The organism is Methylophaga sp. UBA2012, from assembly GCF_002335235.1.
Taxonomy (GTDB): Bacteria; Pseudomonadota; Gammaproteobacteria; order Nitrosococcales; family Methylophagaceae; genus Methylophaga; species Methylophaga thalassica.
Window position 1 is genome coordinate 1 of sequence record NZ_DDCG01000004.1, and the last position, 24441, is coordinate 24441.

General features: G+C 43.0%; 27 protein-coding genes and 1 tRNA gene. 4 read left to right on the forward strand and 24 right to left on the reverse strand.

What is annotated here, in order from left to right; translation table 11 throughout:
• From ahpF to queA, 9 genes are all read right to left on the reverse strand, one after another.
• Positions 1 to 1059: alkyl hydroperoxide reductase subunit F (ahpF, locus tag B2248_RS04610; RefSeq protein WP_286722228.1), on the reverse strand; the 1059-nt coding region annotated here is incomplete at its 3' end.
• A gap of 74 nt (positions 1060 to 1133) precedes the next feature.
• The gene (ahpC, locus tag B2248_RS04615; RefSeq protein WP_273181955.1) at positions 1134 to 1700 is read right to left on the reverse strand and encodes an alkyl hydroperoxide reductase subunit C; all 567 of its coding nucleotides are present in this window, start codon (positions 1698 to 1700) and stop codon (positions 1134 to 1136) included.
• A 184-nt stretch (positions 1701 to 1884) separates the two neighbouring features.
• Positions 1885 to 1956 carry a pyrroloquinoline quinone precursor peptide PqqA gene (gene pqqA, locus B2248_RS04620; RefSeq protein ID WP_081443609.1) on the reverse strand — a complete coding sequence of 24 codons (72 nt, stop codon included), beginning with the start codon at positions 1954 to 1956 and terminating at the stop codon, positions 1885 to 1887.
• Positions 1957 to 2122: 166 nt separating this feature from the next.
• A complete protein-coding gene (bioA, locus tag B2248_RS04625) occupies positions 2123 to 3418 on the reverse strand; it encodes an adenosylmethionine--8-amino-7-oxononanoate transaminase (RefSeq protein WP_273181958.1) in 1296 nt (431 codons plus the stop codon).
• A gap of 109 nt (positions 3419 to 3527) precedes the next feature.
• On the reverse strand, positions 3528 to 3854 hold the full coding sequence (locus B2248_RS04630) for a HesB/IscA family protein (RefSeq protein ID WP_007145543.1): 327 nt from the start codon (positions 3852 to 3854) through the stop codon (positions 3528 to 3530).
• 150 nt (positions 3855 to 4004) lie between these two features.
• Entirely contained in the window at positions 4005 to 4451 is a 447-nt protein-coding gene (locus tag B2248_RS04635; protein WP_007145544.1) for an Rrf2 family transcriptional regulator, read from the reverse strand.
• Between the two features lie 57 nt (positions 4452 to 4508).
• Entirely contained in the window at positions 4509 to 5294 is a 786-nt protein-coding gene (cysE, locus tag B2248_RS04640) for a serine O-acetyltransferase (RefSeq protein ID WP_273181960.1), read from the reverse strand.
• Positions 5291 to 6022, reverse strand: coding sequence for an RNA methyltransferase (locus B2248_RS04645; RefSeq protein WP_007145546.1), 732 nt, complete (start codon positions 6020 to 6022; stop codon positions 5291 to 5293). Before B2248_RS04645 ends, cysE begins: the two co-directional genes overlap by 4 nt.
• Positions 6006 to 7049: a tRNA preQ1(34) S-adenosylmethionine ribosyltransferase-isomerase QueA gene (gene queA, locus B2248_RS04650; RefSeq protein WP_273181965.1), complete on the reverse strand. Its 1044-nt coding sequence runs from the start codon at positions 7047 to 7049 to the stop codon at positions 6006 to 6008. Before queA ends, B2248_RS04645 begins: the two co-directional genes overlap by 17 nt.
• A gap of 181 nt (positions 7050 to 7230) precedes the next feature.
• Here queA and B2248_RS04655 point away from each other — a divergent pair.
• Positions 7231 to 7317: transfer RNA gene (locus B2248_RS04655), tRNA-Leu, on the forward strand.
• Positions 7318 to 7918: 601 nt separating this feature from the next.
• On the opposite strand, the gene B2248_RS04660 is transcribed toward B2248_RS04655, so the two are convergent.
• Positions 7919 to 8518, reverse strand: coding sequence for a helix-turn-helix domain-containing protein (locus B2248_RS04660; protein ID WP_273181966.1), 600 nt, complete (start codon positions 8516 to 8518; stop codon positions 7919 to 7921).
• A 175-nt stretch (positions 8519 to 8693) separates the two neighbouring features.
• On the opposite strand from B2248_RS04660, the gene B2248_RS04665 reads away from it, so the two are divergent.
• Positions 8694 to 8924 (forward strand): DUF2789 domain-containing protein, encoded by a 231-nt coding sequence (locus B2248_RS04665; protein ID WP_007145550.1) that lies wholly within the window; start codon positions 8694 to 8696, stop codon positions 8922 to 8924.
• Here B2248_RS04665 and cfa read toward each other — a convergent pair whose 3' ends face one another.
• The 3 genes from cfa to B2248_RS04680 all read right to left on the reverse strand — a co-directional run bounded on the left by cfa (position 8925) and on the right by B2248_RS04680 (position 11284).
• Positions 8925 to 10112, reverse strand: a complete 1188-nt coding sequence (gene cfa, locus B2248_RS04670; RefSeq protein ID WP_273181970.1) for a cyclopropane fatty acyl phospholipid synthase — start codon at positions 10110 to 10112, stop codon at positions 8925 to 8927.
• 174 nt (positions 10113 to 10286) lie between these two features.
• Positions 10287 to 10766, reverse strand: coding sequence for a bacterioferritin (bfr, locus tag B2248_RS04675; protein ID WP_007145552.1), 480 nt, complete (start codon positions 10764 to 10766; stop codon positions 10287 to 10289).
• Positions 10767 to 11083: 317 nt separating this feature from the next.
• Complete coding sequence (locus B2248_RS04680) at positions 11084 to 11284, reverse strand: (2Fe-2S)-binding protein (RefSeq protein ID WP_007145553.1); 201 nt, start codon at positions 11282 to 11284, stop codon at positions 11084 to 11086.
• A 166-nt stretch (positions 11285 to 11450) separates the two neighbouring features.
• On the opposite strand from B2248_RS04680, the gene B2248_RS04685 reads away from it, so the two are divergent.
• Entirely contained in the window at positions 11451 to 12149 is a 699-nt protein-coding gene (locus B2248_RS04685; protein ID WP_007145554.1) for a response regulator transcription factor, read from the forward strand.
• A gap of 3 nt (positions 12150 to 12152) precedes the next feature.
• Here B2248_RS04685 and B2248_RS04690 read toward each other — a convergent pair whose 3' ends face one another.
• The 8 genes from B2248_RS04690 to B2248_RS04725 are packed head-to-tail and all read right to left on the reverse strand — an operon-like array spanning position 12153 to position 19969.
• Positions 12153 to 13451, reverse strand: a complete 1299-nt coding sequence (locus B2248_RS04690; RefSeq protein WP_007145555.1) for a sensor histidine kinase — start codon at positions 13449 to 13451, stop codon at positions 12153 to 12155.
• A 3-nt stretch (positions 13452 to 13454) separates the two neighbouring features.
• A complete protein-coding gene (locus tag B2248_RS04695; protein WP_286722236.1) occupies positions 13455 to 14477 on the reverse strand; it encodes an SAM-dependent methyltransferase in 1023 nt (340 codons plus the stop codon).
• Complete coding sequence (locus tag B2248_RS04700) at positions 14470 to 15240, reverse strand: DUF1295 domain-containing protein (protein ID WP_007145557.1); 771 nt, start codon at positions 15238 to 15240, stop codon at positions 14470 to 14472. Before B2248_RS04700 ends, B2248_RS04695 begins: the two co-directional genes overlap by 8 nt.
• Entirely contained in the window at positions 15233 to 15757 is a 525-nt protein-coding gene (locus B2248_RS04705; RefSeq protein ID WP_273181976.1) for a DUF2878 domain-containing protein, read from the reverse strand. Before B2248_RS04705 ends, B2248_RS04700 begins: the two co-directional genes overlap by 8 nt.
• A complete protein-coding gene (locus tag B2248_RS04710) occupies positions 15750 to 17015 on the reverse strand; it encodes an SAM-dependent methyltransferase (protein ID WP_273181978.1) in 1266 nt (421 codons plus the stop codon). The genes B2248_RS04705 and B2248_RS04710 overlap by 8 nt, the downstream gene beginning before the upstream one ends.
• Positions 17012 to 17809: a DUF1365 domain-containing protein gene (locus B2248_RS04715; RefSeq protein WP_273181980.1), complete on the reverse strand. Its 798-nt coding sequence runs from the start codon at positions 17807 to 17809 to the stop codon at positions 17012 to 17014. The genes B2248_RS04710 and B2248_RS04715 overlap by 4 nt, the downstream gene beginning before the upstream one ends.
• Before the next feature lies 1 nt (position 17810).
• Complete coding sequence (locus tag B2248_RS04720) at positions 17811 to 19055, reverse strand: NAD(P)/FAD-dependent oxidoreductase (RefSeq protein WP_273181983.1); 1245 nt, start codon at positions 19053 to 19055, stop codon at positions 17811 to 17813.
• The gene (locus B2248_RS04725; protein ID WP_273181985.1) at positions 19052 to 19969 is read right to left on the reverse strand and encodes an acyl-CoA desaturase; all 918 of its coding nucleotides are present in this window, start codon (positions 19967 to 19969) and stop codon (positions 19052 to 19054) included. Before B2248_RS04725 ends, B2248_RS04720 begins: the two co-directional genes overlap by 4 nt.
• A gap of 146 nt (positions 19970 to 20115) precedes the next feature.
• On the opposite strand from B2248_RS04725, the gene B2248_RS04730 reads away from it, so the two are divergent.
• Complete coding sequence (locus tag B2248_RS04730) at positions 20116 to 20667, forward strand: chalcone isomerase family protein (RefSeq protein ID WP_273181986.1); 552 nt, start codon at positions 20116 to 20118, stop codon at positions 20665 to 20667.
• On the opposite strand, the gene B2248_RS04735 is transcribed toward B2248_RS04730, so the two are convergent.
• The 3 genes from B2248_RS04735 to B2248_RS04745 all read right to left on the reverse strand — a co-directional run.
• Entirely contained in the window at positions 20664 to 22100 is a 1437-nt protein-coding gene (locus B2248_RS04735; protein WP_273181988.1) for a sodium/proline symporter, read from the reverse strand. The two genes, B2248_RS04730 and B2248_RS04735, sit on opposite strands and share 4 nt — an antisense overlap.
• 38 nt (positions 22101 to 22138) lie before the next feature.
• Positions 22139 to 23023: a TPR end-of-group domain-containing protein gene (locus B2248_RS04740; protein WP_273181990.1), complete on the reverse strand. Its 885-nt coding sequence runs from the start codon at positions 23021 to 23023 to the stop codon at positions 22139 to 22141.
• Positions 23008 to 24441 (reverse strand): aspartate kinase (locus tag B2248_RS04745; protein ID WP_286722241.1); only part of this gene is annotated, 1434 nt, incomplete at its 5' end. The genes B2248_RS04745 and B2248_RS04740, both read right to left, overlap by 16 nt.

Sequence of the window (24441 nt, forward strand, 5' to 3'; positions counted from 1 at the left end):
TTTACCTTTAAATAATGGACCATCGCAGTGTGGGCAATAGGCAACACCATGACCACGGTATTCCTTCTCACCAGGCACACCCAGTTCACGCCAACGTGCCCCGGTCGCTAAGATGACAGTTTTACTAGACAGCGTCGCTCCACTTTCCAGCTCAACGTCAATCATCTTGCCATTCTTTTTCAGACCTTTTGCACGCTGAAGATTCATCACGTCCACTTCATATTCTTTGACGTGTTCTTCTAAAGCCGCTACTAACTTAGGCCCTTCAGTTTCTTTGACAGAAATGAAGTTCTCAATCGCCATAGTATCCATCACCTGACCGCCAAAACGTTCAGCCACGATACCTGTGCGGATCCCTTTACGTGCAGCATAAATAGAGGCTGACGCACCGGCAGGACCACCACCGACAATCAGTACATCAAAGTCTTCTTTCGCACTGATTTTTTCTGCCTCGCGTTTAACCGCACCCTTGTCTAATTTGGCAATAATTTCAGGCAGACTCATACGGCCTGAACCAAAATTTTCACCATTTAAATAAACAGTAGGCACCGCCATGATTTTTCGCTGATCCACTTCTTCCTGATATAACGCACCGTCAATCATGGTGTGCGAAATATTCGGGTTATGAACCGCCATCACATTTAATGCCTGCACCACTTCCGGGCAGTTTTGGCATGAAAGCGAAATATACGTTTCAAAGTGATATTCCCCTTCCAGCCCTTTAATCTGGTCGATCACTTCCTGATCGAGTTTTGTTGGATGCCCACCGACATGTAGCAGAGCCAACACCAGCGATGTAAATTCGTGGCCCATAGGAATACCGGCAAAACGAATTTTTTCCTGTCCATCGGGTTGTTTAATCTGAAACGACGGTTTACGTGAATCGCTATCAGCATCATCAATAAAGCTGATGTCCGCTGACATATCGGCGATTTCTTGCAATAGATCGCGCATTTCAGTCGCTTTAGCACTGTCATCTAATGCCGCAATCAATTCAATTGGGCGTTTGATGTTTTGCAGATAACCTTTCAGTTGTCCGGCGATATTTGCATCCAACATAATAATTTACCTTAATCTATAAGTAGTTTAGTGACGCTGCCCGGGCAAAGCCCGGACAGGTCGATATAGCCTGATTAGATTTTGCCAACCAAGTCTAATGATGGAGACAGAGTCTCTTCACCTGGCTGCCAAGAAGCAGGACATACTTCACCATCGTGAGTTGCAACATATTGTGCAGCTTGTACACGGCGAACTAAATCTTTGGCATTACGGCCGATGCCCAGGTCATTAATTTCAGCGGCTTTGATAATACCTTCTGGGTTAACAATAAATGTACCGCGAAGAGCCAGACCTTCTTCTTCAATCATCACTTCAAAGTTACGGCTGATAACACCTGTTGGATCACCAATCATTGGGAATTTAATCTTTTTGATGGTTTCTGATGCATCGTGCCATGCTTTGTGAGTGAAGTGTGTGTCAGTTGAAACTGAGTAAACTTCTACACCCATTTCTTGCAGTTGAGCATAGTGGTCTGCAACATCGCCTAATTCTGTAGGACAGACGAAAGTGAAGTCAGCTGGGTAAAAAACGAAAACTGACCATTTACCTTTCAGATCATCGCTTGAAACTTCGATGAATTCGCCATTGTGGTAAGCATTCGCTTTAAATGGTTTGATTTCTGTATTAATCAATGTAGACATTATTTGCTCCTTAATTTTTGCATTAGTGTCGTAAGTGACAGTTCGCATTGTAGTCGAGGCATATAAATAGGTACAACGACTTAATTCTATTAGTATGATTGATAAAACCGATTAACCAATCGGAAAAATAAAAAAAGCCCTTGAAGTCAAACTCCAAGGGCTTTTTTATTATTATTTATCAATCTTAACGATTGCAAATATACATAGTAACTTCAAAGCCGAAACGCATATCTGAGTATTCTGGTTTAGTCCACATAATCAATTCCTCTTTTTTAGGGTGCGTTGTTTCTAGGGACAACAACGTGAATACATAACAGTAAACCACCGGAAAAGTCACATCAGCGTATTGCTTGATTCAACTCAGGATTATGCTTATCAAACGGAGGCAGATACTCTGAACTCAGCAGAATATGGCTTAATAATCAGCTGAACCTGAGTTTATTCAAAATATTGCCTATAGCATCACATAACAAATGAAGATCAGACTCATCGATGATGTAAGGCGGCATAATATAAATCATGGTTCTGAATGGTCTGATCCAGACGCCCTGGTCAATGATAAATCCGGGCAGCCAGTCCATCGCATCATCAAGGGGTTTATTGAGTTCCACCACACCAATCGCTCCTTTGACTCTGACATCCTTCACTAATTCATGATCACGATATTTTGTCAGCTCGGTATTAAGCCTGTTTTCGATATTTGACACCTGGGTCTGCCAATCACTCTCCAATAACAAATCAATACTGGCAGCTGCTACGCGGCAAGCCAGCGGGTTCGCCATGAAGGTGGGGCCATGCATCAACACACCTGAGCCATCTGCCGCAATACCATCAGCCACCTGCTGATTACACATCACCGCCGCCAGCGTCATATAACCACCGGTCAGAGCTTTACCCATACAAATAATATCCGGAACGATACCAGCCTGTTCGTAAGCAAACATGGAGCCCGTTCGACCAAAGCCAGTCGCAATCTCATCAAAAATCAACAGGATATTAAATTCATCACATAAAGCACGGATCTGACGAAGATACTCGGCACAATACACACGCATACCGCCCGCCCCTTGAACCAAAGGCTCGACGATAACAGCGGCTAATTCATGGTGATGTTTTTCCACCAATTGTTTGAAATCTTCGATATAGCTATCCTGCCAATCAGCATCATCCCGACACTCTGGTGCAGCAGCAAACAAATGCTTCGGCAGCACTTTCTCAAACATCTTATGCATGCCATTAACCGGATCACAGACCGACATCGCGCCAAAGGTATCACCGTGATAGCCATTTCTAAACGTCAGCAGTCGATGTTTTTCGGCTTTGCCCTGAGCGAACCAGTATTGAATGGCCATCTTAATCGCCACTTCAACAGACACAGAACCTGAGTCGGCTAAAAATACATACTGCAAACTGTCATCAGTAATCTCCACCAGCTTTCTGGCAAGATTGACTGCCGGTGCATGTGTCAGCCCACCAAACATGACATGAGACATCGAGTCTATTTGCTGATGAGCGGCTTCATTAAGCTTCGGATGATTGTAGCCATGAATGGTTGACCACCAGGATGACATGCCATCAACCACTTCACGACCATCAGCCAGAGTTAATCTCACGCCTTTTGCTGACACAACCTCGTGTAATAGAGGCGGATTGGTCACGCTGGTATAAGGGTGCCAGATGTGAGCGGCATCAAATTCAAGGTTACTTAGTTCTGTCATGTTATTCACTAGATATTAACTGGCTCATACTGAGCTTTATTTAAATTCATGGTGCTAAAAACAATAATGCCCGCATTTAGCGGGCACTAGTGAGAATAAATATTATCGCTTATTTGGTGACACTGAAACTTTCACCACAGCCACACTCAGAAACCACATTAGGATTTCGGAATTTGAAGCTCTGGTTTAACCCTTCGCGAACAAAGTCGAGTTCCATACCATCCAGTATCGGCATGGCCTCTTCATTAATAACGACTTTGACATCACCCTGTTCAACAACGACATCGTCAGCAGCCACGTCGTCTGCATAGTCAAGTGCGTAGCTGTAACCTGAACAACCACTTTTGACGACACCGATTCTTAAACCGACTCCTGAAGCACGTTTGGTCATCATATCTCTGACACGGTTAATGGCAGATTCTGTCAATGTAATCATATTTTCACCTATATCACTCAGTGATTAAGACGCTAGCTTATTAAGGATGTTCAATCTGAATGAGAACAAAAGCACTCATCAATTGACATTGAATAATTGGATTGGAAAAGTCTACTACTTAACAGCAGATGCAGTCAGTCGCCGAATAAGCTAAATCATATCAAATGCGATGACTTTCTCGCCGTTTCGACTCTTCTCAAAGTTAGACACAACTTGAGCCAGAGTAATGCCATCAAGATACACACGAATCTGATCACTTAGGCTTTGCCATAACTCATGACTTAAACACTGCTCATGGCCATGACAATTTTGTCGGCCTTCGCACTGGGTACTATCCACTTTTTCATCAACAGCAGAGATAACATCTAAAACAGTAATGGTGTCTGCCGCCCGACTTAATCGATATCCACCACCCGGACCACGAGAACTGCTAACAAGACCTTGTTTTCGCAGTCTGGCAAATAACTGTTCCAGATAAGATAAAGAGATACCTTGTCTTTCTGAAATATCTGCCAGTGTTATCGCGCCTACGCCATAATTGAGGCTGAGATCGAGCATCGCAGTCACCGCGTAGCGACCTTTTGTGGTTAAACGCATTCTTACCAATCCAGAATAAACTTTATCCAGTAAAGTTTACATGCCTGACTATTTTAGTCAACTTTTATTCTCTTCATTATCTTTATAGATATCACAGCCTTCCAGATCCGGCATTTCCACGTCTGGTAACTCGCCTCCGAGCCTGTGAATTGTTTTGCACATGGCATCAACGCGCTTATCCATCGCATGAACATGCTGAATTAAACCATGAATAGCGGAAGCTACCGGGTCCATAGTTTTACTCGATGTGCCATAGGCATCAAAGCCCACAGATTGAGCCAGTTTCTGGCGCTGTTTTTCATCTTCACTCAGATTGGTTTTAACGACTCTGCCCGGCACACCAACAACGGTGTCGCCTGAGGCCACATCTTTAACCACCACGGCATTAGAACCAATACGAGCACCATCATGAAGTGTAATCGGTCCAAGCACTTTCGCTCCGGCACCGACCACAATATTATTGCCCAGCGTAGGATGACGTTTGCCTTCTTTCCATGATGTACCGCCTAATGTCACACCATGATAAAGCGTCACATCATCACCAATTTCAGCAGTTTCCCCAATCACCACACCCATGCCATGGTCGATAAAAAAGCGACGACCAATCTTCGCGCCCGGATGAATTTCAATCCCCGTCAACCAACGAGCAATCGAGGAAATAAACTTCGCTAACCACTTCCAGTTTGAACGCCACAGCCAATGGCTCAACCGATGACATTGCAGTGCATGCACACCAGGATAAGTTGTGACAATTTCAAAGACATTACGCGCTGCTGGATCACGATCAAATACACAAGAAATATCTTCTTTGATACGTTCCCAACGGCTTATATTTTCTGTCATTCTTTCCTCGCTTTGGTTTCTGCTGCACGCAAAATACCATGCATAATTTGTAGTTCATTACGATCCAGATCAGCCCGGTTGAATAAGCGACGAATCCGCCGTAATAAATACCGTGGATTCTCTGGGTCCAGAAAACCAATCGTCGTTAATGAACGCTCAAAGTGATCATATAAGTGAGCTAAATCGTCCGCTGTTATCGCTTCACGCTCTTCACCAATTCGGCCATGATCAATATTGGGCTGAAAGCTCATTCTGAGTTCATAGGCCACAACTTGTACAGCGGCCGCCAGATTCAAAGAACTATAGTCCGGGTTGGCAGGAATATTAACTAAATACTGACAACGATCGATCTCTTCATTAGAGAGGCCAGAGTGTTCACGACCAAACACAATAGCTATATGCGTGTCATCATCGAATTTTTCAAGTTGCGTGACGGCTTCACGTGGATTCATCACTGGCACATGCAAGTGACGCAAGCGTGCACTCATCGCAAAAGCATAATGACATCCAACCAGAGCCTCATCGAGACTATCATGAACCACGGCACGGTGTAATACATCATCAGCACCCGATGCCCGCGTAGTCGCTTCAGCACTTGGGTAAATTTTTGGCGAGACAAGATGTAAATTCGTTATCCCCATCGTTTTCATTGCTCTGGCAGCGGCACCAATATTACCCGGGTGCGTTGTCCCTACCAGCACAAAACGAACATTATCCAACGACTTCATTATTATTCCTTGTTATAAACATGGCATCACCGTAACTGAAAAACCGATAACGCTGCTGGATAGCATGCTGATATGCATCCATGATGTGCTGTTTACCTGCGAAAGCAGAGACGAGCATTAATAATGTTGACTCAGACAGATGAAAATTCGTCACCATGGCATCAACACTTTTAAATTGGTAACCGGGATAAATAAAAATATCCGTTTCACCTTGATAAGCTGAAATCTCGCCATTAGCAGAAGCCGACTCTAAAGCACGAACACTGGTAGTGCCCACTGCAATTATACGACCACCGCGTGCCCTTGTTGCTTTGACTTGTTCTGCCACCTGTTCGCTGACATCGATCACTTCTTTATGCATTTGATGCGACCGAACATCATCCACTCTGACAGGTTGGAATGTACCAGCGCCCACATGCAAAGTTAACTCTGCTGTTTCAATACCCGCTTCACGGATTCTATTTAATAACGCTTCATCAAAATGCAGACCTGCTGTTGGTGCTGCTACCGCACCGACATTTCGGGCATAAACGGTTTGATAACGGTCTAAATCTTCCTTATCAACTTCCCTTTCAATATAAGGTGGTAACGGCAGTCGTCCATACGCTTCTAATGCATCAATAACAGACTCAATACCGTGAAACTTAAGTTCAAATAAGGCATCGTGACGGCCCAACACTTCTACATCAAGGGCGCCCTCCAGTTGTAAATGACGGCCTGCAGCAGGCGATTTACTACTTCTTATATGGGCTAACACCCGACTTTCATCAAGTACACGTTCAATTAATACTTCCACTTTGCCACCACTATCCTTCACGCCAAACAGTCGTGCAGGGATGACTTTGGTGTTATTAAACACCAATAAATCAGTCGGTTTCAGCAGAGATAAAAGATCGGTAAATTGTAAATCCTGACGCTGTCCACTATTCCCATCCAAAAACAATAATCGACTGGACGTTCGGTTTTCAGAAGGATATTGGGCGATCAGCTCTTCGGGCAAATCAAATTGGAAGTCACTCGTTTTCATGGCGCGATCATAGCAAAATGTCTATGAAAACAGCATTTAATTAATACAAATCACCATGATTTGTGTGGAATAAATGTACCTTTAGCTATTACTATCAACCAGTTAGATTTTAGCGTCGGTAACAAATGAAAATCGGTCTTCCCATCCACAGGGGTAGACGTTATAATTTCGCGCTTAGGTTGCCGGGGTGGCGGAACTGGTAGACGCGCCGGATTCAAAATCCGGTTGGGGAAACTCAGTGTGGGTTCGATTCCCACCCTCGGTACCAACCTAATGTCTAGCTGTCATAAATCCATATATATCTCAATACCTTAACAAGAACATGATTATATAATCATGTCGCCGTTGGACTATTTTAGGAATTCATACCTGCACTAACATCCAAGAAACTTTTTCCAGATTGTTTTAACAAATTTTACTGTTTGTTAATTGCTAATACTTATTGATTTATCCGTTTTACAATCATGGTAAAAAAACCTGCTCTGTATAGCTTAATCGCCTGGATAAAACTTGTGGCGGCAAACGCCCACTTTGGATGACATCAGGGGTGTAATGTTTTTGTTAAGTGGGGCTTGCCATAGAAAAAAGCGGGCATCTAAAAAGCAACAATTTGAAGCCGAGGAGAGTAAGAGAGAGGTGTAACTGATACCCGCGATTCAGAAAATATAGCATTCAATTATGACTATTTTATGAATCGGTCAATTATCTTTGTTTGATCTCTGCAAATAGCAAAAGATAAGTTCTAACGGCTTACCCTGAATAGCAGATAACATGCTCAGCTTCACCAAAGGCATAGATAAAACAGTCTCTCCCCTACTCGTAAATTGGTAGCTTGTTTCCCCTATCACTTTAAATTCTCAGCAAGCCATTTATCCTGTCTGTTTTTCAAGTAAGCGTTTTATCAAGGCAAAAGATACCGGCTTTTCTTCTAAAATCACATTGTCTGGCAATGTCAGCTTTTTCATTAAAGCCGCTTTATCGTGTTGGGTCATGATAATAATTTTGGCATGCTGGGTTTCGTTGTTCTTTCTGATGGCACGAGCCATATTTATCACATCAATATCATCCATATCCCAATCAACCATAATAAGGTTTGGTTTATGAAGACCAGACATAATCAGCGCATCTAAGCCGCAATCTGTTATGTGGATATTGGTCGGTAAGCCTTCCTGCCACTGCAGCAACTGGGATTCATATAATTTAGATAAATCACGGTCTTTATCAACAAGTAAAACTGTCAGCTCAGCGTTCAGGTTGATCGTCGAGTTTTTAGGTATTTTTAGTTCTTCAGGAATCGGTTTCCCTAATTTTTCAGCGAGTCGAATCACTTCATCTTCAGAGATTCGTCTATGGCCGCCTAGTGTTTTTACAACATTAATTAAGCCGTTATTTGCCCAGAGCTGTATGGTTCTGGCAGTAACCCCAAGTAAGCTGGCAAGTTGAGTAGTGGTAAACAATCTTTTTTCCATAACAATCACACCATATTAAGTTGTGTGCAATAGTTTACACTATTTTAAGCTTTTTTTTGATTTTACGCTTAGATTGGGGCGATAAGTAAAATTAGTTATAAATTTGAAAGCCAGGCACTAGCTATTGTACTAATATGAAAGACAATTAAGACTTTTGAAAACAAGAGGCATTACCATGGATACAAGTTTGCATTCACTGGAAAATTTATTTCTTCAGTTAGGTTTGGATAATAGTTCTGCAGCTATGGATGAGTTCATAAAACAGCATAAGCTAGAGCCAGAACAGCCTATCGAACAAGCTGAGTTCTGGACAGCCTCACAAAAGGCTTTCATTCAGGAGTGTTTATCAGAAGATTCAGACTGGGCAGAAGTGGTCGATCAACTCAATGTGCTGCTTCATGAATAACTAGCGAATAGATCGATACGTTTCTAAACGGTCACGCTTGGTCAAAACAATTTGCCAAAGCTGTCCCTGGCGTGACTTGAAGAATCCGGCGCAGCTCATCAGGTAATATTTCCACATACGGTAGAAACGCTGGCTGTATTTTTGTGACAACTCTGGCCAGGCTTCCTCAAACCTGTCCCACCAGGCAAGTAAGGTCAGTGCATAGTCTTGCCCAAAGTTATGCCAATCTTCAATCACCATACGTTTGTTTAAAACCCCTGCTATCTGCTCAGCTGATGGCAGTTTTCCATTTCTGAAAATATATTTATCAATCCAAGGATCAACACGGTGGATGGTTTTGTATATGCCAATCGTATGTAGAAGAAATAAACCATCGTCTTTCAGTAAACGATTTACTGTGTCGAAATAAATAGGGTAATTTTTTTCACCCACATGCTCAAACATCCCCACTGAAACAATCTTGTCAAACTGGCCATCTAAGTCGCGATAGTCGGTCAGACGAATTTCGACAGCTAAGCCTTGGCAACGTTGTTGAGCTAATTTTTGCTGCTCTTGAGATATGGTGATTCCTAACACTTCAACACCATAATTTTTTGCTGCATGTCTGGCTAAGCCACCCCAACCACAGCCTATTTCAAGTAGTTTCTCGCCAGGTTTGAGCTGCAGTTTTTTACAGATCATGTCCAGCTTATCTAGCTGGGCCTGTTCCAGTGTATCGGCCTTTTGCCAGAAACCACATGAATAACTCATCGTCGGATCCAGCATGGCTTCAAACACATCATTGCCAATATCATAATGCTGCTCACCAACCTGATAAGCCCGCTTTACTGTTTGCAGATTAAAGAAACGATGACGGAGACTTTGAAAAATTAATGCAAATTTGCCTACACCGACCAGATGTTCTTCAATATTGGCTCGCATGATTCGATAAAAAAGCTCATCCAGGCGTTCACAGTCCCAAAGGCCATCCATATAACTTTCACCAAAGCCTAATGAGCCTTTCGTTAATATCTGGGAGTAAACATCACGATGATGAACCTGAATGTCCCAGGGCTCATTGCCATTAAAACGTACATCACACTGTTTGGCTAAATCACGTAGAACGGCAGGTGGAGTTAAAGAAGCCCGGCTTGGAGGGGAAGAGATGATGGCATCATCACTTTTATCATACTGCTTAAACCTAGTCATGCTTTTCCCGACCTCCAGAGAATGAGCGTGAATAAATTGAAGAATCTACAATAATCGGTAAGTTACCTAGTTACAGGATAAATTACAATCCGTGTAATTACGTATGCCAATATAAAAAAACCCGAACAGACTTTGTCATGTTCGGGTTTATGTAATTGGATAATGCGTTAGTTATTATTCTGCTTCTTTAACAATTTGTGCTTGATGGTAGTTTTGTAGACCCATTTTCTCAATCAGACCAAGCTGTGTTTCTAACCAGTCAACATGCTCTTCTTCTGAATTTAAAATATCCTGGAATAAATCACGGGTAACGTAGTCACCCACTGACTCACAATATTTAATCGCTTCCTGTAGATCCGGAATAGCGTCTAATTCCAAAGCTAAATCACTTTCCAGCATTTCTTTTGTGTTTTCACCGATACGCAGTGCACCAAGATCCTGCAGGTTAGGTAGACCTTCCAAAAATAAAACACGCTCGGTTAATTTGTCAGCGTGTTTCATTTCATCTATCGACTCATGATATTCATGTTCGTATAGATTATGTAAGCCCCAATCTTTATACATTTTGGCATGAAGAAAATATTGGTTAATGGCTACCAGTTCATTTCCTAATACTTTATTTAAATATTCGATAACTTTTTTATCGCCTTTCATAACAACCCCTCATTTTTGTATAAAGTTGCCATGATTATCGTTTGTCTTTTTCAAATGTCAAAGCTAAACGACTGTTTTAAAAATAAAATCGGAATTATTATCATCTAGATTGAAATATATCCGTCGCAGTAGACGAAATCCGTTAAGTGAGATTTTTCGGGATAAAAATCAAAAACACCTTAGTGTTTATCAACTTAGCTTAGATGAGTAGCAAGAACTTGGCCTTGCTGGAAACAGCTAACTGTTACAGATTGGACTGATGGTAATAATGAGAATCGCTAAGGATTAAAATGAGTTAAAAACAGATTGCGGGAAGATTAGCCTTCGCCTGAACAAGCTGAAGCCATAACATCAGTCTGTTCGAAGTCATTCAACATACGGTTGACTTTAAATTGGCATTTACCACAACATGCAGATGCACCCGTCTGTTCACGAATATGATGCAGCGTGTTTGCACCGGACTCCATCGCCTCGGTAATGGTGTCTGAGTTCACATTGTTACAGATACATACAATCATTGTAGTGCCTATTCTTTAAGTCTTGGATGTTAATGATAATGATTGTTATTTAATGAGTCAATTGTATTTTTAGATTATTCCTAAACAAAATAATGACTTTTTCACAAACCGCATACATCAATACGTTATGCTTACGCTGCACCCGATAAATAGTAAGGACGAAGAGATGAAGATTAACCCAGCCACCGTACTCATTGTCGAAGATCATCAGGATCTTGCGGCGAATGTCGGGGACTTTTTAGAGGAAGGCGGCATGACGGTCGATTTTGCCGCTGATGGTTTGACCGCATTAAAGCTATGCAGCCAGAACCACTATGATGCTGTTGTGTTGGATGTGATGATGCCGGGCATCGATGGATTTGAAGTCTGTGAACGTATACGCGGTGAGCTACAGTTGGACATGCCCATAGTCATGCTGACAGCCAGAGATACACTAGATGATAAATTGAGTGGCTTTGAATACGGCGCTGATGACTATTTAATCAAACCATTTGAGATGAAAGAGCTGGAAGCAAGATTGATCTCGCATATCCGCCGCCATCGGGGTGAGATGGATACAAAATCATTACAGATTGCTGATATGGTGTTTGATCCGAAAACCATGCGCGTCACTCGTGAAGGTGAAACAATTCGGCTCTCGCCGATCATGCTGCAGATTCTAAAAATTCTGATGCGTGAGTCACCCAAGCTGGTCACCCGCGAAAAGCTGGAAACCGAAATCTGGGGTGAAGACACACCGGATAGCGATACATTACGTAGCCACCTCTATAATCTCAGAAAACTGATTGATAAACCGTATCAGCAGCATTTGCTGCACACCATTCCTGGTGTAGGTTATAAGTTATGTGAAGAAAAAGACTTGTAAAGACTAGATTTCTATCTGTGATTTAGGGAAATGCACACTCACTTCCGTGCCTTTGCCTAACTCACTGGTAACGCGAAGATGCCAGTCATAGCGATTACACAAGCGTTTTACTATGGTCATCCCCAAACCATAGCCCTTCTCGTTATTATTCCCCTCTCCCCGATAAAAAGGCTCAAACACATTTTTGACTTGTTGTTCACTCATGCCGACACCACTATCGGTGATCGAAAAACCTTGCTCCCAGATTTTTATCACTATATTTCCTTGGGGAGTGTAATTAAAGGCATTACGCAGTAAGTTACTCATCAAAATAGAAACAACCGATTCAGGTGCCTTCACGACTAATTTCGCTTGTTCATCAACGCTGACACTCACCGCTTTATCTTTGAATAAAGACTCAAGCGTATCCAGCTGTTTCAATGCCATCGAGTTAATATCAACATCCTGAACCGGCAGTACCGCCTTTTCTTCTCTGGCCAGGATTAGTAAGGTTTCAATCAACGATTCCATATCATATAAAGTACGATATACCCGTCGCATCGTTTTATCATTAGCGACATCATAGCGACGTTCGAGTAATTCCATCGCACTTCGGATAACAGCAATCGGTGTCCTCAATTCATGACTGGCATCACGGGTAAAATGACGTTCCCTATCAATAAACAGTTCAAGGCGCTGAGTAAATTGATCCAGCGCTCCCACTAAACTCGACACTTCATCATCAGGAATATCACGCAATTCCTGCAAATCAAAATCAGGGAGACTGCCATATCTGATTTCGGCTTGTCTCACTGACTTAGCTAACTTCACTATTGGGGATACGGCTTTATGGGATTGACGATAAGCTATCCATGCCAGGATATATAACACGACTAAGACCCCCGCCAGCGGCAATATGCCAAACAATAAGGCCAGACGAGAGACTTTCACTTCATCAAAAATAAGATAAAGTCGCTGATTACCTTTATCTTCTATATAAACAATTGGTGTTTCCTGATTCACTTTTGTGCGCTGATAACCTGGTGACAGGTGAATCAAATCTTTAGGTAAAGAGGAATAATCGCCATTCGTGCTCAGGTAAGCCTTTAAATTCATGGTATCGGGTGGAGAGAAATTGGGGTTTTGCTCTCGCATTTCCCAAAAGTGCTGAGCTTCGCCCTCTAAGGCTTTGCGAACCAACATCCCTTCCACCATCACTTTGGCAGCATAGATGCCGCCGACGGTCACCAGACTGATTAATGCAACCTGTATCAGGAAGACTTTGATTAACTTGGCATGAAGGGTGGTTTTATTTTTCGCCATCAGTTACTCATTTTTCACAAAAAGATAATGCCCCACTAACCACTGATTACCATTATCAAAGCCAAATAATTCGGCACATGCCATAAAAAACAAACGCCAGCGCTGTAACCAGGTATCAGCCTCATCCCCATAGACTTGCTGGAATAAACGTAACACATTGGCCTCATTTTTATCGGTATTTTCCAGCCAGGCCTCGGCTGTTTTCTGATAGTGACTGCCATTGATCAACCACTGCTGCTCTATGGACAGTTCAGACTGGAAATACAATAAGGTATCAGCAGATGGCATTAAACCACCGGTAAAAAAATAGCGTCCCATCCAATTATCATCCCCTTCCGTTTCAAAGGGATAAACCACTTCTCGATGACAGAAAATATGAACAAATAACTTACCTTGCGGTTTTAGCCAATGAGCAATCTTATCGAATAAGCGCTGATAATTACGCATGTGTTCGAACATCTCCACCGACACTACTCGATCGTATTGCTGGTCCAGTTCCAGCTCATTGACATCACAGGTGATTACCTGAACATTACTTAGTCCCCGCTCGTGTAATTGTTTTTCGATATATTTTCTTTGTGAGTGAGAATTAGACACAGCAGTAATTTTGGCAAACGGCAGCTTTTCTGCCATATAAATTGTTAACGATCCCCAGCCACAGCCCAGTTCAAGGATCTGCTGTCCATTCTTGAGCTCGGCTCGCTGCAGGTAAATATCCAGCATCGCTTCTTCGGCATCATCGAGCGTCAGACAACTGTTGGTCCAATAACAACCGCTGTACTTAAAGCGTTTACCCAGCACTTCTTTATAAAACTCGGCCGGCACTTCGTAGTGTTGTTCATTGGCCGCCTGTGTTTCAATCGCTATTGGGCTTCGTTTTAATTGTTCAATACAGTGTTGTTTACGCTGACTGAGTTTATCCGGTTCAAAGGCAGATTCATCTTTTAAGCGCTGTTTCAATAATTGCCGTATCCCTATGCGAATCAGGCTATCCGGAAACCACTTTTTTTCTGCCAAATCAATCATGCCCATTTTTCTTTCTCCAAGGGATAAATGCACTGGTTGTTTGTTGATACTGACGGTAAGCCTCACCGCGACTTCTGATAGCTTGTTGTTCGGTATAGGGAATGCCGGTAATGAAATACAAAAAGGCAAACATCACGACAGGCATCAGCCATAACCACTCACCACCAGCCATGCCGATGGCTATAACCGGGTAACTGAACCAGTGACACCATTCAAAAAAATAATTGGGATGACGAGAATAAAACCACAAACCTTGTTGGCAAACCTTGCCTTTATTAGCCGGGTTTTGTCTGAACTCGGCCAGTTGTTTATCAGCGATATATACGCCTACCCAGGCACCAATGGCCAAAATAAAGGCAAGCACAAGCCAAATGATTTGAAACGTCTCAACCTGTGCCAGCCACCAAATCGGTAAGGTAAATCCCCATGCTAATACGGCCTGGAACTGGAAAAAGAAAAAATGATTGCGGTGGGTTTTATCCCCCCAATAGTCGCGAAGATAGCGATAACGACCATCTTCAGGTTCTGAAAAAACACGTGCTGAAAGATGAACAAATAAGCGCAAATACCAAAGGCTCATTAATGCTGCACTGGCAATTCTTAATACAATGTCACCGTCCATCTGCCAAGCATACATAATGGGCAAACATACCATCAGTGCCGACCAGAGCACATCCACTACACCGGCATTATTAGTTTTCCCTTCATAAATCCAGCCTATCAGCATGGTGATGCTGGCGATTAAAAGACTCAGCTCAAGCATGTTCTGCCTCCTCTCTTTCTCGCCAATGGTTTGCAAAACGCATTAGAACAGGAATCCAGATAGCCCAGCTTATCGATACCACAGCTAATGCCAGAAATGGCGTATTGAGCGTGACGGCACCAGCTTCACTGCCAGCATAGTAAGATAAAGGAGCTGCGACAATGCACAATAATGTTAATAAAGCAGGCTTGTGTTGCAGCCAGCTCAGCGAATGATTCAAGGTCAACATAAAGTTGATCCATAAACAGCCAATCCACCAGGGAGCAAGATAAACAAAGGTTTTATCGGCATAGTTCATTAGCATCGTATTCAGCCAGATACTGTCTAACAGCATCCCTGCTATCAACCCCAATAAAATCAGCTTGATATCCGTTTTTTTCCATGGACTCAGCCAGAGCTGGATAATAATAAATAGGGCGGTTGCTATCAGCGCATAACGGCTGCTCTCAGCAGCGGCAGAGAAGATACTGATAAACCAGACCAACTGAAAAGCAATAAAGTTAAAGATATTAGCCACGTCCGGGAATCCACGATGGCTGTCGGTTTCCTGGTTTACTGAAAACTAAATGAACATCACTGATGCTGCGTTCAATAAAACCACCTTCGCAGTAACAAAGATAAAACTCCCACATTCTTATAAAGCGATCGTCGTACCCCATCACCTTGACTTCATCGAGTTTATCGAAGAAACGTTCACGCCATATCTGCAGAGTTTTGGCATAACTTGTACCGATATCTTCCAAATTGCTGAGTTTCATTTCCGCTTTTGCTGCTGAATTCACCAAGACACTGACACAAGGAATAAAACTACCGGGGAAGATAAATCGCTTAATAAAATCGACCGACTTAACAGCCTGCTGATAACGGTGGTCTTCCAGTGTAATTGCCTGTATAACGGCGATACCGTCGGCTTTTAACAAATCACTACAACGCTGAAAAAATTCATCAATAAAATGATGGCCTACAGCCTCAACCATTTCTATCGAGATAAGCTTGTCGTACTGCCCCTCTAAGTCCCGATAGTCTTCCAGTAATACGGTGACTTTGTCTTGGAGGTTATATTCACGCACACGACGAATCGCGTAGTCGTATTGTTGCTGAGAAATAGTTGTAGTGGTTACCCGACAACCATAATGAAGGGCGGCATAAACAGCACATCCACCCCAGCCTGTGCCAATTTCCAGTAAATGATCGTCAGGTTGTAAATCCAGCTTATCGCACAAGCGCGCGAGTTTATTACTTTGTGCCTGCTCTAAACTCTCAGCTGAATCATAATAAAGTGCAGACGAATACATCATGTGCTCACGATCCAGGAATAACTCAAACAGGTCGTTACCCAGATCGTAATGGGCGGCAATATTTTTGCGGCTGCCAGCACGAGTATTTTTTCTCAGCCAGTGCACGCCTTGCATTAATAAACCTGCCAGTCTGGCTATTCCCTGCTCCATGCCATCCACCAGATGTCGGTTTCTGACAAATAAGCGTATTAGTCGGGTTAAATCATCCGTTTGCCATTCGGCATCCATGTAAGATTCAGCTACACCGACTGAGCCGCCTAATACCGCTGCTTCAAAAAAATGCGGATGTTTAACAAAAATATGACTTTTTAATTCAGCCGTTGGGTCACCAAACTCAAGTCTTAGGTCAGCCATTTCAATCACTAAAAATCCTTCTTCAAAACGTGCTAGCTGCTTACAAAGAAGATGCATACAGAGACGATGAAATGGGCTGATTCTCAAGGAATTTTGTCGGTTTGCATGAATTGGTGGTGTCATGATTTATCCTTCAAAGAAGCTTTACCTCGATCGCGATGATTTTCTGATGATGTGTGTGGATGATTATAGAAAGGCACTCTGCGTAGCCAGAGTTTTAGCGCATGCCAGTAGATTCGCCAGACTATTTTGACGGTCTGCATCGGAAAATCTAATGGTAAGCGTGACATGGCCTTTTGGCTGAGAGCCTCGGCTTTTAGGGTCATGTCGGCTGTGAACTGTTTTTCATTGTGTCGAAACAAATGCATATCGATACTCAACGCATCGTCACGCCAGTAAAAACGCCATTCATATTGAATATCCATCGGCATAAAAGGCGAGATATGGAATTGTTTATCAAATACAGAAATGACCGACTGTGAATGCGTATTTTTCTCCGCTTTTAAAACATAACAATAACGTTCATCCCATGGTGTGTTATTGATATCAGCGAGTACATATTCCAGCTGTCCCTGATGATTAACACAAAAGTAAAAACTCACCGGATTAAAGACAAAACCGAGATAACGGGGGTGTGTCAGCAGATAAACCTTGCCCGAGAATTGTTCGCCGGTACGTTTAAAAATGAATGACTCAACGGTAGTTTTTAAATCACCGGAATGCCTGCCAAGATAATCTTTACGCTTAAAGCTGATTAGATTAAACCGCTCAACAGACCACCAGCGATTTTCCTCAAAGGTGGAAGCAATCTCATCAACATCGAGCATTAACATAGCGATGGGATAGCGAAATTGATGAAATTTCGGGCTGACACGGGTGTGACTGACTTCTCCTTTCATTAATGCTGTGGAAAACATCTTATTCAGCCTTCCCGTTAATTTGCTGCACAACGTTTAGAGCACTGCGAACCCCATCTTCATGGAATCCCCATCCCCAATAAGCGCCACAAAAGTAGGTTTGGCGCTGGCCAGAAATATCAGCCCAGCGTTGCTGTGCAGCCATGGTTTTTTCGTTATACACCGGATGAGCGTAATGGCGCTCCACCAATACTTTTTCAGGATCAACACGCTCTGCAGAGTTGAGAGATACAACAAACTCCACGGGAGCCTCTAATTTTTGCAGGGTATTCATGTGATAAGAAACCGTGCACTTCTCTTGTAGCGCCGGGCTCACATATACATTCCAGCTTGCCCAGGCCGCTTTGTTAGGCGGCAACACTGACTCATCTGTATGCAATTGCATATGGTTTTTCTGATAGTCGATATTGCCCAAGACGGTGGCCTCGTCATAACTGGAGTCGGCCAGAATTGATAAGGCCTGATCGGAGTGGCAAGCTAATACAACAGCATCAAATGACTGTTGTTGACCATTGACTGTCACCACCACACCGTTATCGATACGCTGAATTTTTTCAACGGCTGAACTGTGATGAATCTGCCCAGAAAACCTTTTAATAAATTGGTTTATATACTGATTTGAGCCACCATCAACAACACGCCACTGTGGTCGTCTGGTCAGCGATAACATCTTATGGTTAGCCATAAAGGCAATCAGGTACCGTACTGGCATTTCCAGCAGACTGACAGAAGGCCCGGACCACAATGCGCAGGCCATAGGAATCAGATGGTCATGAATAAAAACATCACTGTAATGATGTTTTTTCAAATACTCGCCAACCGTTTGAGTATTATTCGGCTGTTTAAGAATATCGGGAGATTGTTTATAAAATCTCACAATATCCCTAATCATGCGATAAAAGTTGGGGTTGACGAGGTTTTTACGCTGACAGAATAATTTATTGAGATTGGTGGCATTGTAGTGCAAGCCGGTATCAACGTTATGCACACTGAAGCTCATTTCAGTGTCAAAGGCATCCACTTCCAACTCACGTAATAACTGGCTGAAATTGGGGTAGTTGTATTCATTAAAAACAATAAAGCCAGTGTCTACGGACCACGTCTTACCTGCGATATCAATTTGATGGGTATCTGTATGTCCGCCAATGTAATCATTAGCTTCAAACAAGCTAACATCATGCTGTTTAGATAAATACCATGCGGCTGTTACCCCAGAAATCCCGCCACCAACAATCGCAATTTTCATTTAATCACCTGTATCCCAGCTCGGTGATCACGCTTTTCAGCTGAAATGGTTCGCATATCCCATATCAGCCCCAGTTTTTTCATTAAAACAAGTAAATAGAAGCTGATATCAATTTCCCACCAATAAAAGCCTTGTCTGGCCGATGACGCATGATAATGATGATTGTTATGCCAGCCTTCCCCCAGTGTTAATAACGCCAGCCAAAAATTGTTTCGGCTACCATCCTCGGTGTTATAGCGGCGTTTACCCCATTTATGGGCCAGAGAATTGATGAGTAAAGTTGCATGAAGCAGCACAACGGTTGAAATGAAATAGCCCCACACCAGCATCTGCCAGCCATTGGTCTGCCACTCAGGTTTGATCCAGTTTAACCATTCACCAAAGCCAAATAAGGCTATCGCCAGTATGACTGGCATCGCAATATCAAACCTGTCGAGCCAGCGTAACTCAGGATAACGCGTCAAATCTTTCACAAGGCGATAGTCCGCCTGAAAGTAACGCTTTGTCAGAAACCAGCCGAGATGACTCCATAAAAAACCATCATTCGGTGAATGCGGATCCGATGCGGTATCAGCATGGCGATGATGTTGACGATGATGGGCAGCCCACCAGATGGGACCACGTTGTGTTGAACAAGCACCAATCGCCGCAAAGATAAACTGCACCGGCCTACTTGTTTTAAATGACTTGTGAGCAAAATAACGGTGATAAAAAGCGGTGATGGCAAACATTCTGATGAAATACAACAAGGCAGCGGTTATCAGAGCAACAGGTGATACGCCCACCCAAAAAACAGCGAGACAGGCTAAATGCAGTGCGATAAACGGTATGATTCTAAACCAATCAATCGTGTTATCGACCGAGGCATTGACCTTGTCGTATTTACTATCAAACCAGTATCTGAGCGATTTCATATCAGTCCTTCAAACATGGAAATAGCGTATTGAGCAATCTGTGAATTTGATGTGAAACAAGTGCTGGTGCGGTTTCACCTTAAATTCACAGTGTGAAGATTGTAATGCAGGCTTGTTTCATTTCTACAGAGCAGGAAAGCAAACTGATGATGCTCAAACTATTCCCCATGATTATGGCAATACTTTTCTCCAGCGTGACATCGGCAAACAATAGCTTTCCTGATTCAGTGGTAGACACATCGCCATCATTACAAAAATGTCATGAAACCGCGATTAGTGTGATGGCATTTATCGATGTCGCTGATGCCGCCATATATCGTCCTGATTGCAGTAAACTGCCTGAAATTCGTGGCGAGAAACAACTCTCTTTTCTTTATCACCGTAGCATTAAAAGCAGTGATTTTATTGAAGCATCGGAAACGCTACTGAAGCGTAATCTAACAGCAGCTGAATATAGAAATATTGAGACAGAGTTACAACAGTTTAATGCTGCTTATCAAGATGTTAATGAAGGTGATAGTTACGATATAAGACAAACACAAGACGGTTTGTATTTATTTAAAAACGGCCGCCAGCTCGCCCATAGTCCGTCATCCACACTAGCAGAATCCTACTATCAGATATGGTTTGGTGCTGACCCTTTTGATACAGATCTGAAAGAGGACTTGCTTGCCCCCATATCAAATCAATCTAACTAAGATGAAGAATCAGAAACGACTCTATGTGTCGTCCCCACTGTCTTTTTTTTCCAGACAAGTCCAGCAACCAATATCAGCAAACCACTCATGATGCCCGGCAGACCTTCGTAAACAGCATTGTGCAAACCAAAATAGCGCCATAATAAAGCCACAGACAAACCAATTAACATGGCAATAATGCTCAGTCGTTGACTCGGTCTGAACCCCATACATAAAGTAATAAGCAAGGGAGCAAATGCACTCGCCAGACCAGACCAGGCAAAAATGACCAGACTGAATACACTCTCTGAACTGGTTAATGCCCACAGCAAGGCAACCGTGACAATCCCAATCGTGCTCAACTTCAGAATCAAGGTATTTTCTATGTTATGTGGCAATAAATCATGGGTTACTGCTGCCGAACAATTTAAAACAAGTGAATCAGCGGTCGACATTGTCGCAGCAAACACACCAGCAAGCACCAAACCAACTAGAGCGGGAGGCAATAATTCCATAGCCATCCTGGGTAATGCCAACTCGGCATCAAAAGAACCTGCATCGCCAAGATAAACTCGGGATAACATACCTACCCCGGTAGCAAGGCAATAAAATGCTGTAAACCATAAGTAGTACCATAAACGTGCTCTCATCATTTTATTGCCATGACTCAAAGCCATAAAACGAATCATCACATGCGGCTGACCAATGACTGAAAAGCCAGCAAACATCCAACTCAGGGCAAATAAGACACCACCCGTTAAACCGGGAATCACTAAATCCTGAGGGAACAAATTTAGAAAACCATCGACCTTATCCATTTCAACGATCGCGGCTGAAGGTCCACCCAATGTGGTTACTGCAATGAACAACATTAAACTCATCGCCACAATCATCACCACCGATTGAGCAGCATCCGTCCAGATAGACGCCCTTATTCCGCCAGCAAAACAGTATAAGGTCACCATAATGGCGCCGATAATCGCGCCGGTGTAGCTAGGCCAGCCAAATAAAACGTGCAAAGCTTTACTGCCAGCAACCAGTTGAGCACCAGCATAAGCTAACAATAACACCAGAGAAATCAGCGCAATGAGTCGCTGCAGGACAATATCATTCTGTCCATACCAGTTACTTAATACACCGGCATAACTCGGTTCAGCACTGTCACTGGTGGCACGACGCAGACGGGAATGAACAAAAGTAGAGGCGATCAGATCGCCTAAAATCCAGCCAATCATAATCCAGATGGAAGCGAGACCTGTGGCGTAGGTATAACCAATCACGCCAATAAACATATAACCACTATTATTTGTGGCTACAGCAGATAAACCAACAAGACTAGGAGGAATGTCACTACTGGCCAGGTAATAATCTTTCTTAGTGCCACGACTGAAAAAAACAGAACTCACACCAATAGCCACAAAAATGGCAAGAAATCCTAAAAAACTCCAAATCATGTCATCCTCCTTTTGCAAAAACCACCGCGCTAGGAGGCTTAACTTTCAACTGTATTTTTTAGTAATAGTTCCAGTTCTGGATGTGACTTCAACGGCTCAAGCGCCGGATCATCTTTGCACTGTTCACGATAGGTATCACTGCACTGAATAGCTTGTTTCAGATAACGAATAGCCTCATCAAACTGATTCATGGCGGTATTGGCACACGCCAACTGATAAAAGGCATGGCCATTTTCCGGATCAGACTCCAAGGCCTGATGACAAAGATTTGACGCCCACTGTGGTTCATCAAGCTCCAGTACAGCATCCGCTTTATACGTTAAGGCTTCAACATCATAGGGTCTTATCGCCATGATCTGGTCATATACCGCAATTTTGTTACTTGGACTGGTTTCCTGTCCTGCTCTTAACCACAACGACTGCACTTCTTGTGTGTGCTCAATCTTCTCGCGATTTTCTTCGATCTGTTGTGTTTCTTTACTGAGTTGCTGCTCAATAGCATGAAGACGTTTTTCATACTCATTGATCAGGCTGTTGATTTCTTGGTCTGCCAGCGTATGAACACGCTCTTTAATTTCACGAATAGATGACCAGCCCACCAAAACTAACACTGATGATGCTGCAGCAATAAGATAGAAAAAATAGGTCACCGTATCGGTCGCATAACCGACAGCCCTGTCCGCGGCTGACAGTTCTTTATCAACAGTCATTTGAATCATTTCTGCCCGCTGAGCAGCCATATCTGTGCGTAGTTGTTTTAGCTCATCCAGCACATAGCGTTCTATAAACGGGGTATATAACGGTTCTTTTAGGTTATCAACTGACTCTCGCATCTGCTGTTCAGAAGGAACCTGTTCAGCCGCAAACAGCTGAACAGGTAACAACAGAGCAATAAAAAAACTAATCGTTAAGAAGCGAGACATATGGCCCTTCCGTGATCGTGAATTTCTACCAGCACACTGTGCAGGCTCTTTATGGCATCGTCATAGTCATCTTCATTGATAATAAACTGCATATCAACCTGACGCATGGACTGATGCATGGCTAAAACACTGATGTTTTCTTTTGCAAGTGCACCAACGGTTTTTGCCAAAATACCTGGGATCTTCATATCACTGCCGATGGCAGACACAATCGCCACTTTTTGTTGATTAATTTCAGCATCAACAAAACGTTCTTGTAAGGCATTACGGATACGTTTTATTGTTTTGAGATTGGCAGAGAGATAGTGGGTAATTGTGTTGGCGTTGATATCTTTAGAGATGATATGTGCTTTAAATCTGTCTATCATCGTCAGAATTTCACGATCATAAACGTCAATATTACCCGCCATATCTTGATCAAAGAGTTCAAACGCATAGACCCCTTTGCAACCGGCAATGATCTCAACACAGGGGGTTGCACTGATATAGTCACCCGTAATTAATGTGCCGGCATGTTCAGGTTCAAATGTATTACGTACACGCAGAGCAATCTCATTTCTTCGTAAGCCTTTAGCCGCCTTAGGATGAATGGCTTCCATACCTAGATTAGCTAATTGATCGGCAACATCGTAATTTGTTCGGCCAATAGGCACGGCATTATCTTCACCCACTAATCGGGGATCAGCACTGCTGAGATGAAATTCTTTGTGAATGATGGCTTCACTAGCGTTGGTTAGAACAGCAATACGACTGAAGCTCATTTCACTGTAACCACGGTCAAATGTTGACATTAGACCATCATCGCTATGTGCATAACCGGTGACGATAGGCAATTGCTTTTTGAGGTCGATATCCTGAAAAGCGATTTTGATACGTTCGTCTAAAGGTAAGTGCTTGTCTGTTTGCCAGCCGGTTAAATCAACAAAAATAGCATCAATACCATCACGCTGAAGCAACTGCGTCATGTTCCATGCACTGTGAGCTTCACCAATACTGGCGAGCATTTCCCTCACGGTTTCAAGATGCATATCCAGCTCAAAGTGGCCATGCTGGCAAAGTCTTTGTAGATCAGCCAAACAGCGTTCAGCATCATCAAGACGTTCACCTATGAACTGATTAGCACGTTCAAGATTGTCAGGTTTTTTATAAAAACTTTCATTGATAGTGAAAATCTTTTGCTTTAAATCTGCTAAAGCTTGTTTCCAGCTATCATCATGTATTCCGTTTGCAAATAAACCGAACACACCGGGTTGCCCGGTTTTTTTATGCTCCAGCAACAAGTCGGTAATACCGCCATAAGCTGAAACAACAAATATACGATTGTAGAGCGAGTCGTGATGAACCGGTTTCAGAATAATGTTATCGCGCACCGCAACATAGTCGCTCATAGAAGTGCCGCCGATTTTTTCTACCGTATG

What these genes read in the sequence shown, in the direction of transcription:
- B2248_RS04715 (WP_273181980.1), bottom strand. Translation starts at nt 17,809, where the DNA reads ATGTTTTCCACAGCATTAATGAAAGGAGAAGTCAGTCACACCCGTGTC.
- B2248_RS04720 (WP_273181983.1), bottom strand. Translation starts at nt 19,055, where the DNA reads ATGAAAATTGCGATTGTTGGTGGCGGGATTTCTGGGGTAACAGCCGCA.
- B2248_RS04645 (WP_007145546.1), bottom strand. Translation starts at nt 6,022, where the DNA reads ATGAAGTCGTTGGATAATGTTCGTTTTGTGCTGGTAGGGACAACGCAC.
- cfa (WP_273181970.1), bottom strand. Translation starts at nt 10,112, where the DNA reads ATGACTAGGTTTAAGCAGTATGATAAAAGTGATGATGCCATCATCTCT.
- B2248_RS04725 (WP_273181985.1), bottom strand. Translation starts at nt 19,969, where the DNA reads ATGAAATCGCTCAGATACTGGTTTGATAGTAAATACGACAAGGTCAAT.
- queA (WP_273181965.1), bottom strand. Translation starts at nt 7,049, where the DNA reads ATGAAAACGAGTGACTTCCAATTTGATTTGCCCGAAGAGCTGATCGCC.
- B2248_RS04630 (WP_007145543.1), bottom strand. Translation starts at nt 3,854, where the DNA reads ATGATTACATTGACAGAATCTGCCATTAACCGTGTCAGAGATATGATG.
- B2248_RS04730 (WP_273181986.1), top strand. Translation starts at nt 20,116, where the DNA reads ATGATGCTCAAACTATTCCCCATGATTATGGCAATACTTTTCTCCAGC.
- cysE (WP_273181960.1), bottom strand. Translation starts at nt 5,294, where the DNA reads ATGACAGAAAATATAAGCCGTTGGGAACGTATCAAAGAAGATATTTCT.
- ahpC (WP_273181955.1), bottom strand. Translation starts at nt 1,700, where the DNA reads ATGTCTACATTGATTAATACAGAAATCAAACCATTTAAAGCGAATGCT.
- B2248_RS04665 (WP_007145550.1), top strand. Translation starts at nt 8,694, where the DNA reads ATGGATACAAGTTTGCATTCACTGGAAAATTTATTTCTTCAGTTAGGT.
- B2248_RS04710 (WP_273181978.1), bottom strand. Translation starts at nt 17,015, where the DNA reads ATGACACCACCAATTCATGCAAACCGACAAAATTCCTTGAGAATCAGC.
- B2248_RS04635 (WP_007145544.1), bottom strand. Translation starts at nt 4,451, where the DNA reads ATGCGTTTAACCACAAAAGGTCGCTACGCGGTGACTGCGATGCTCGAT.
- B2248_RS04690 (WP_007145555.1), bottom strand. Translation starts at nt 13,451, where the DNA reads ATGGCGAAAAATAAAACCACCCTTCATGCCAAGTTAATCAAAGTCTTC.
- bfr (WP_007145552.1), bottom strand. Translation starts at nt 10,766, where the DNA reads ATGAAAGGCGATAAAAAAGTTATCGAATATTTAAATAAAGTATTAGGA.
- B2248_RS04660 (WP_273181966.1), bottom strand. Translation starts at nt 8,518, where the DNA reads ATGGAAAAAAGATTGTTTACCACTACTCAACTTGCCAGCTTACTTGGG.
- B2248_RS04740 (WP_273181990.1), bottom strand. Translation starts at nt 23,023, where the DNA reads ATGTCTCGCTTCTTAACGATTAGTTTTTTTATTGCTCTGTTGTTACCT.
- B2248_RS04685 (WP_007145554.1), top strand. Translation starts at nt 11,451, where the DNA reads ATGAAGATTAACCCAGCCACCGTACTCATTGTCGAAGATCATCAGGAT.
- B2248_RS04680 (WP_007145553.1), bottom strand. Translation starts at nt 11,284, where the DNA reads ATGATTGTATGTATCTGTAACAATGTGAACTCAGACACCATTACCGAG.
- B2248_RS04735 (WP_273181988.1), bottom strand. Translation starts at nt 22,100, where the DNA reads ATGATTTGGAGTTTTTTAGGATTTCTTGCCATTTTTGTGGCTATTGGT.
- B2248_RS04695 (WP_286722236.1), bottom strand. Translation starts at nt 14,477, where the DNA reads ATGATTGATTTGGCAGAAAAAAAGTGGTTTCCGGATAGCCTGATTCGC.
- B2248_RS04700 (WP_007145557.1), bottom strand. Translation starts at nt 15,240, where the DNA reads ATGCTTGAGCTGAGTCTTTTAATCGCCAGCATCACCATGCTGATAGGC.
- bioA (WP_273181958.1), bottom strand. Translation starts at nt 3,418, where the DNA reads ATGACAGAACTAAGTAACCTTGAATTTGATGCCGCTCACATCTGGCAC.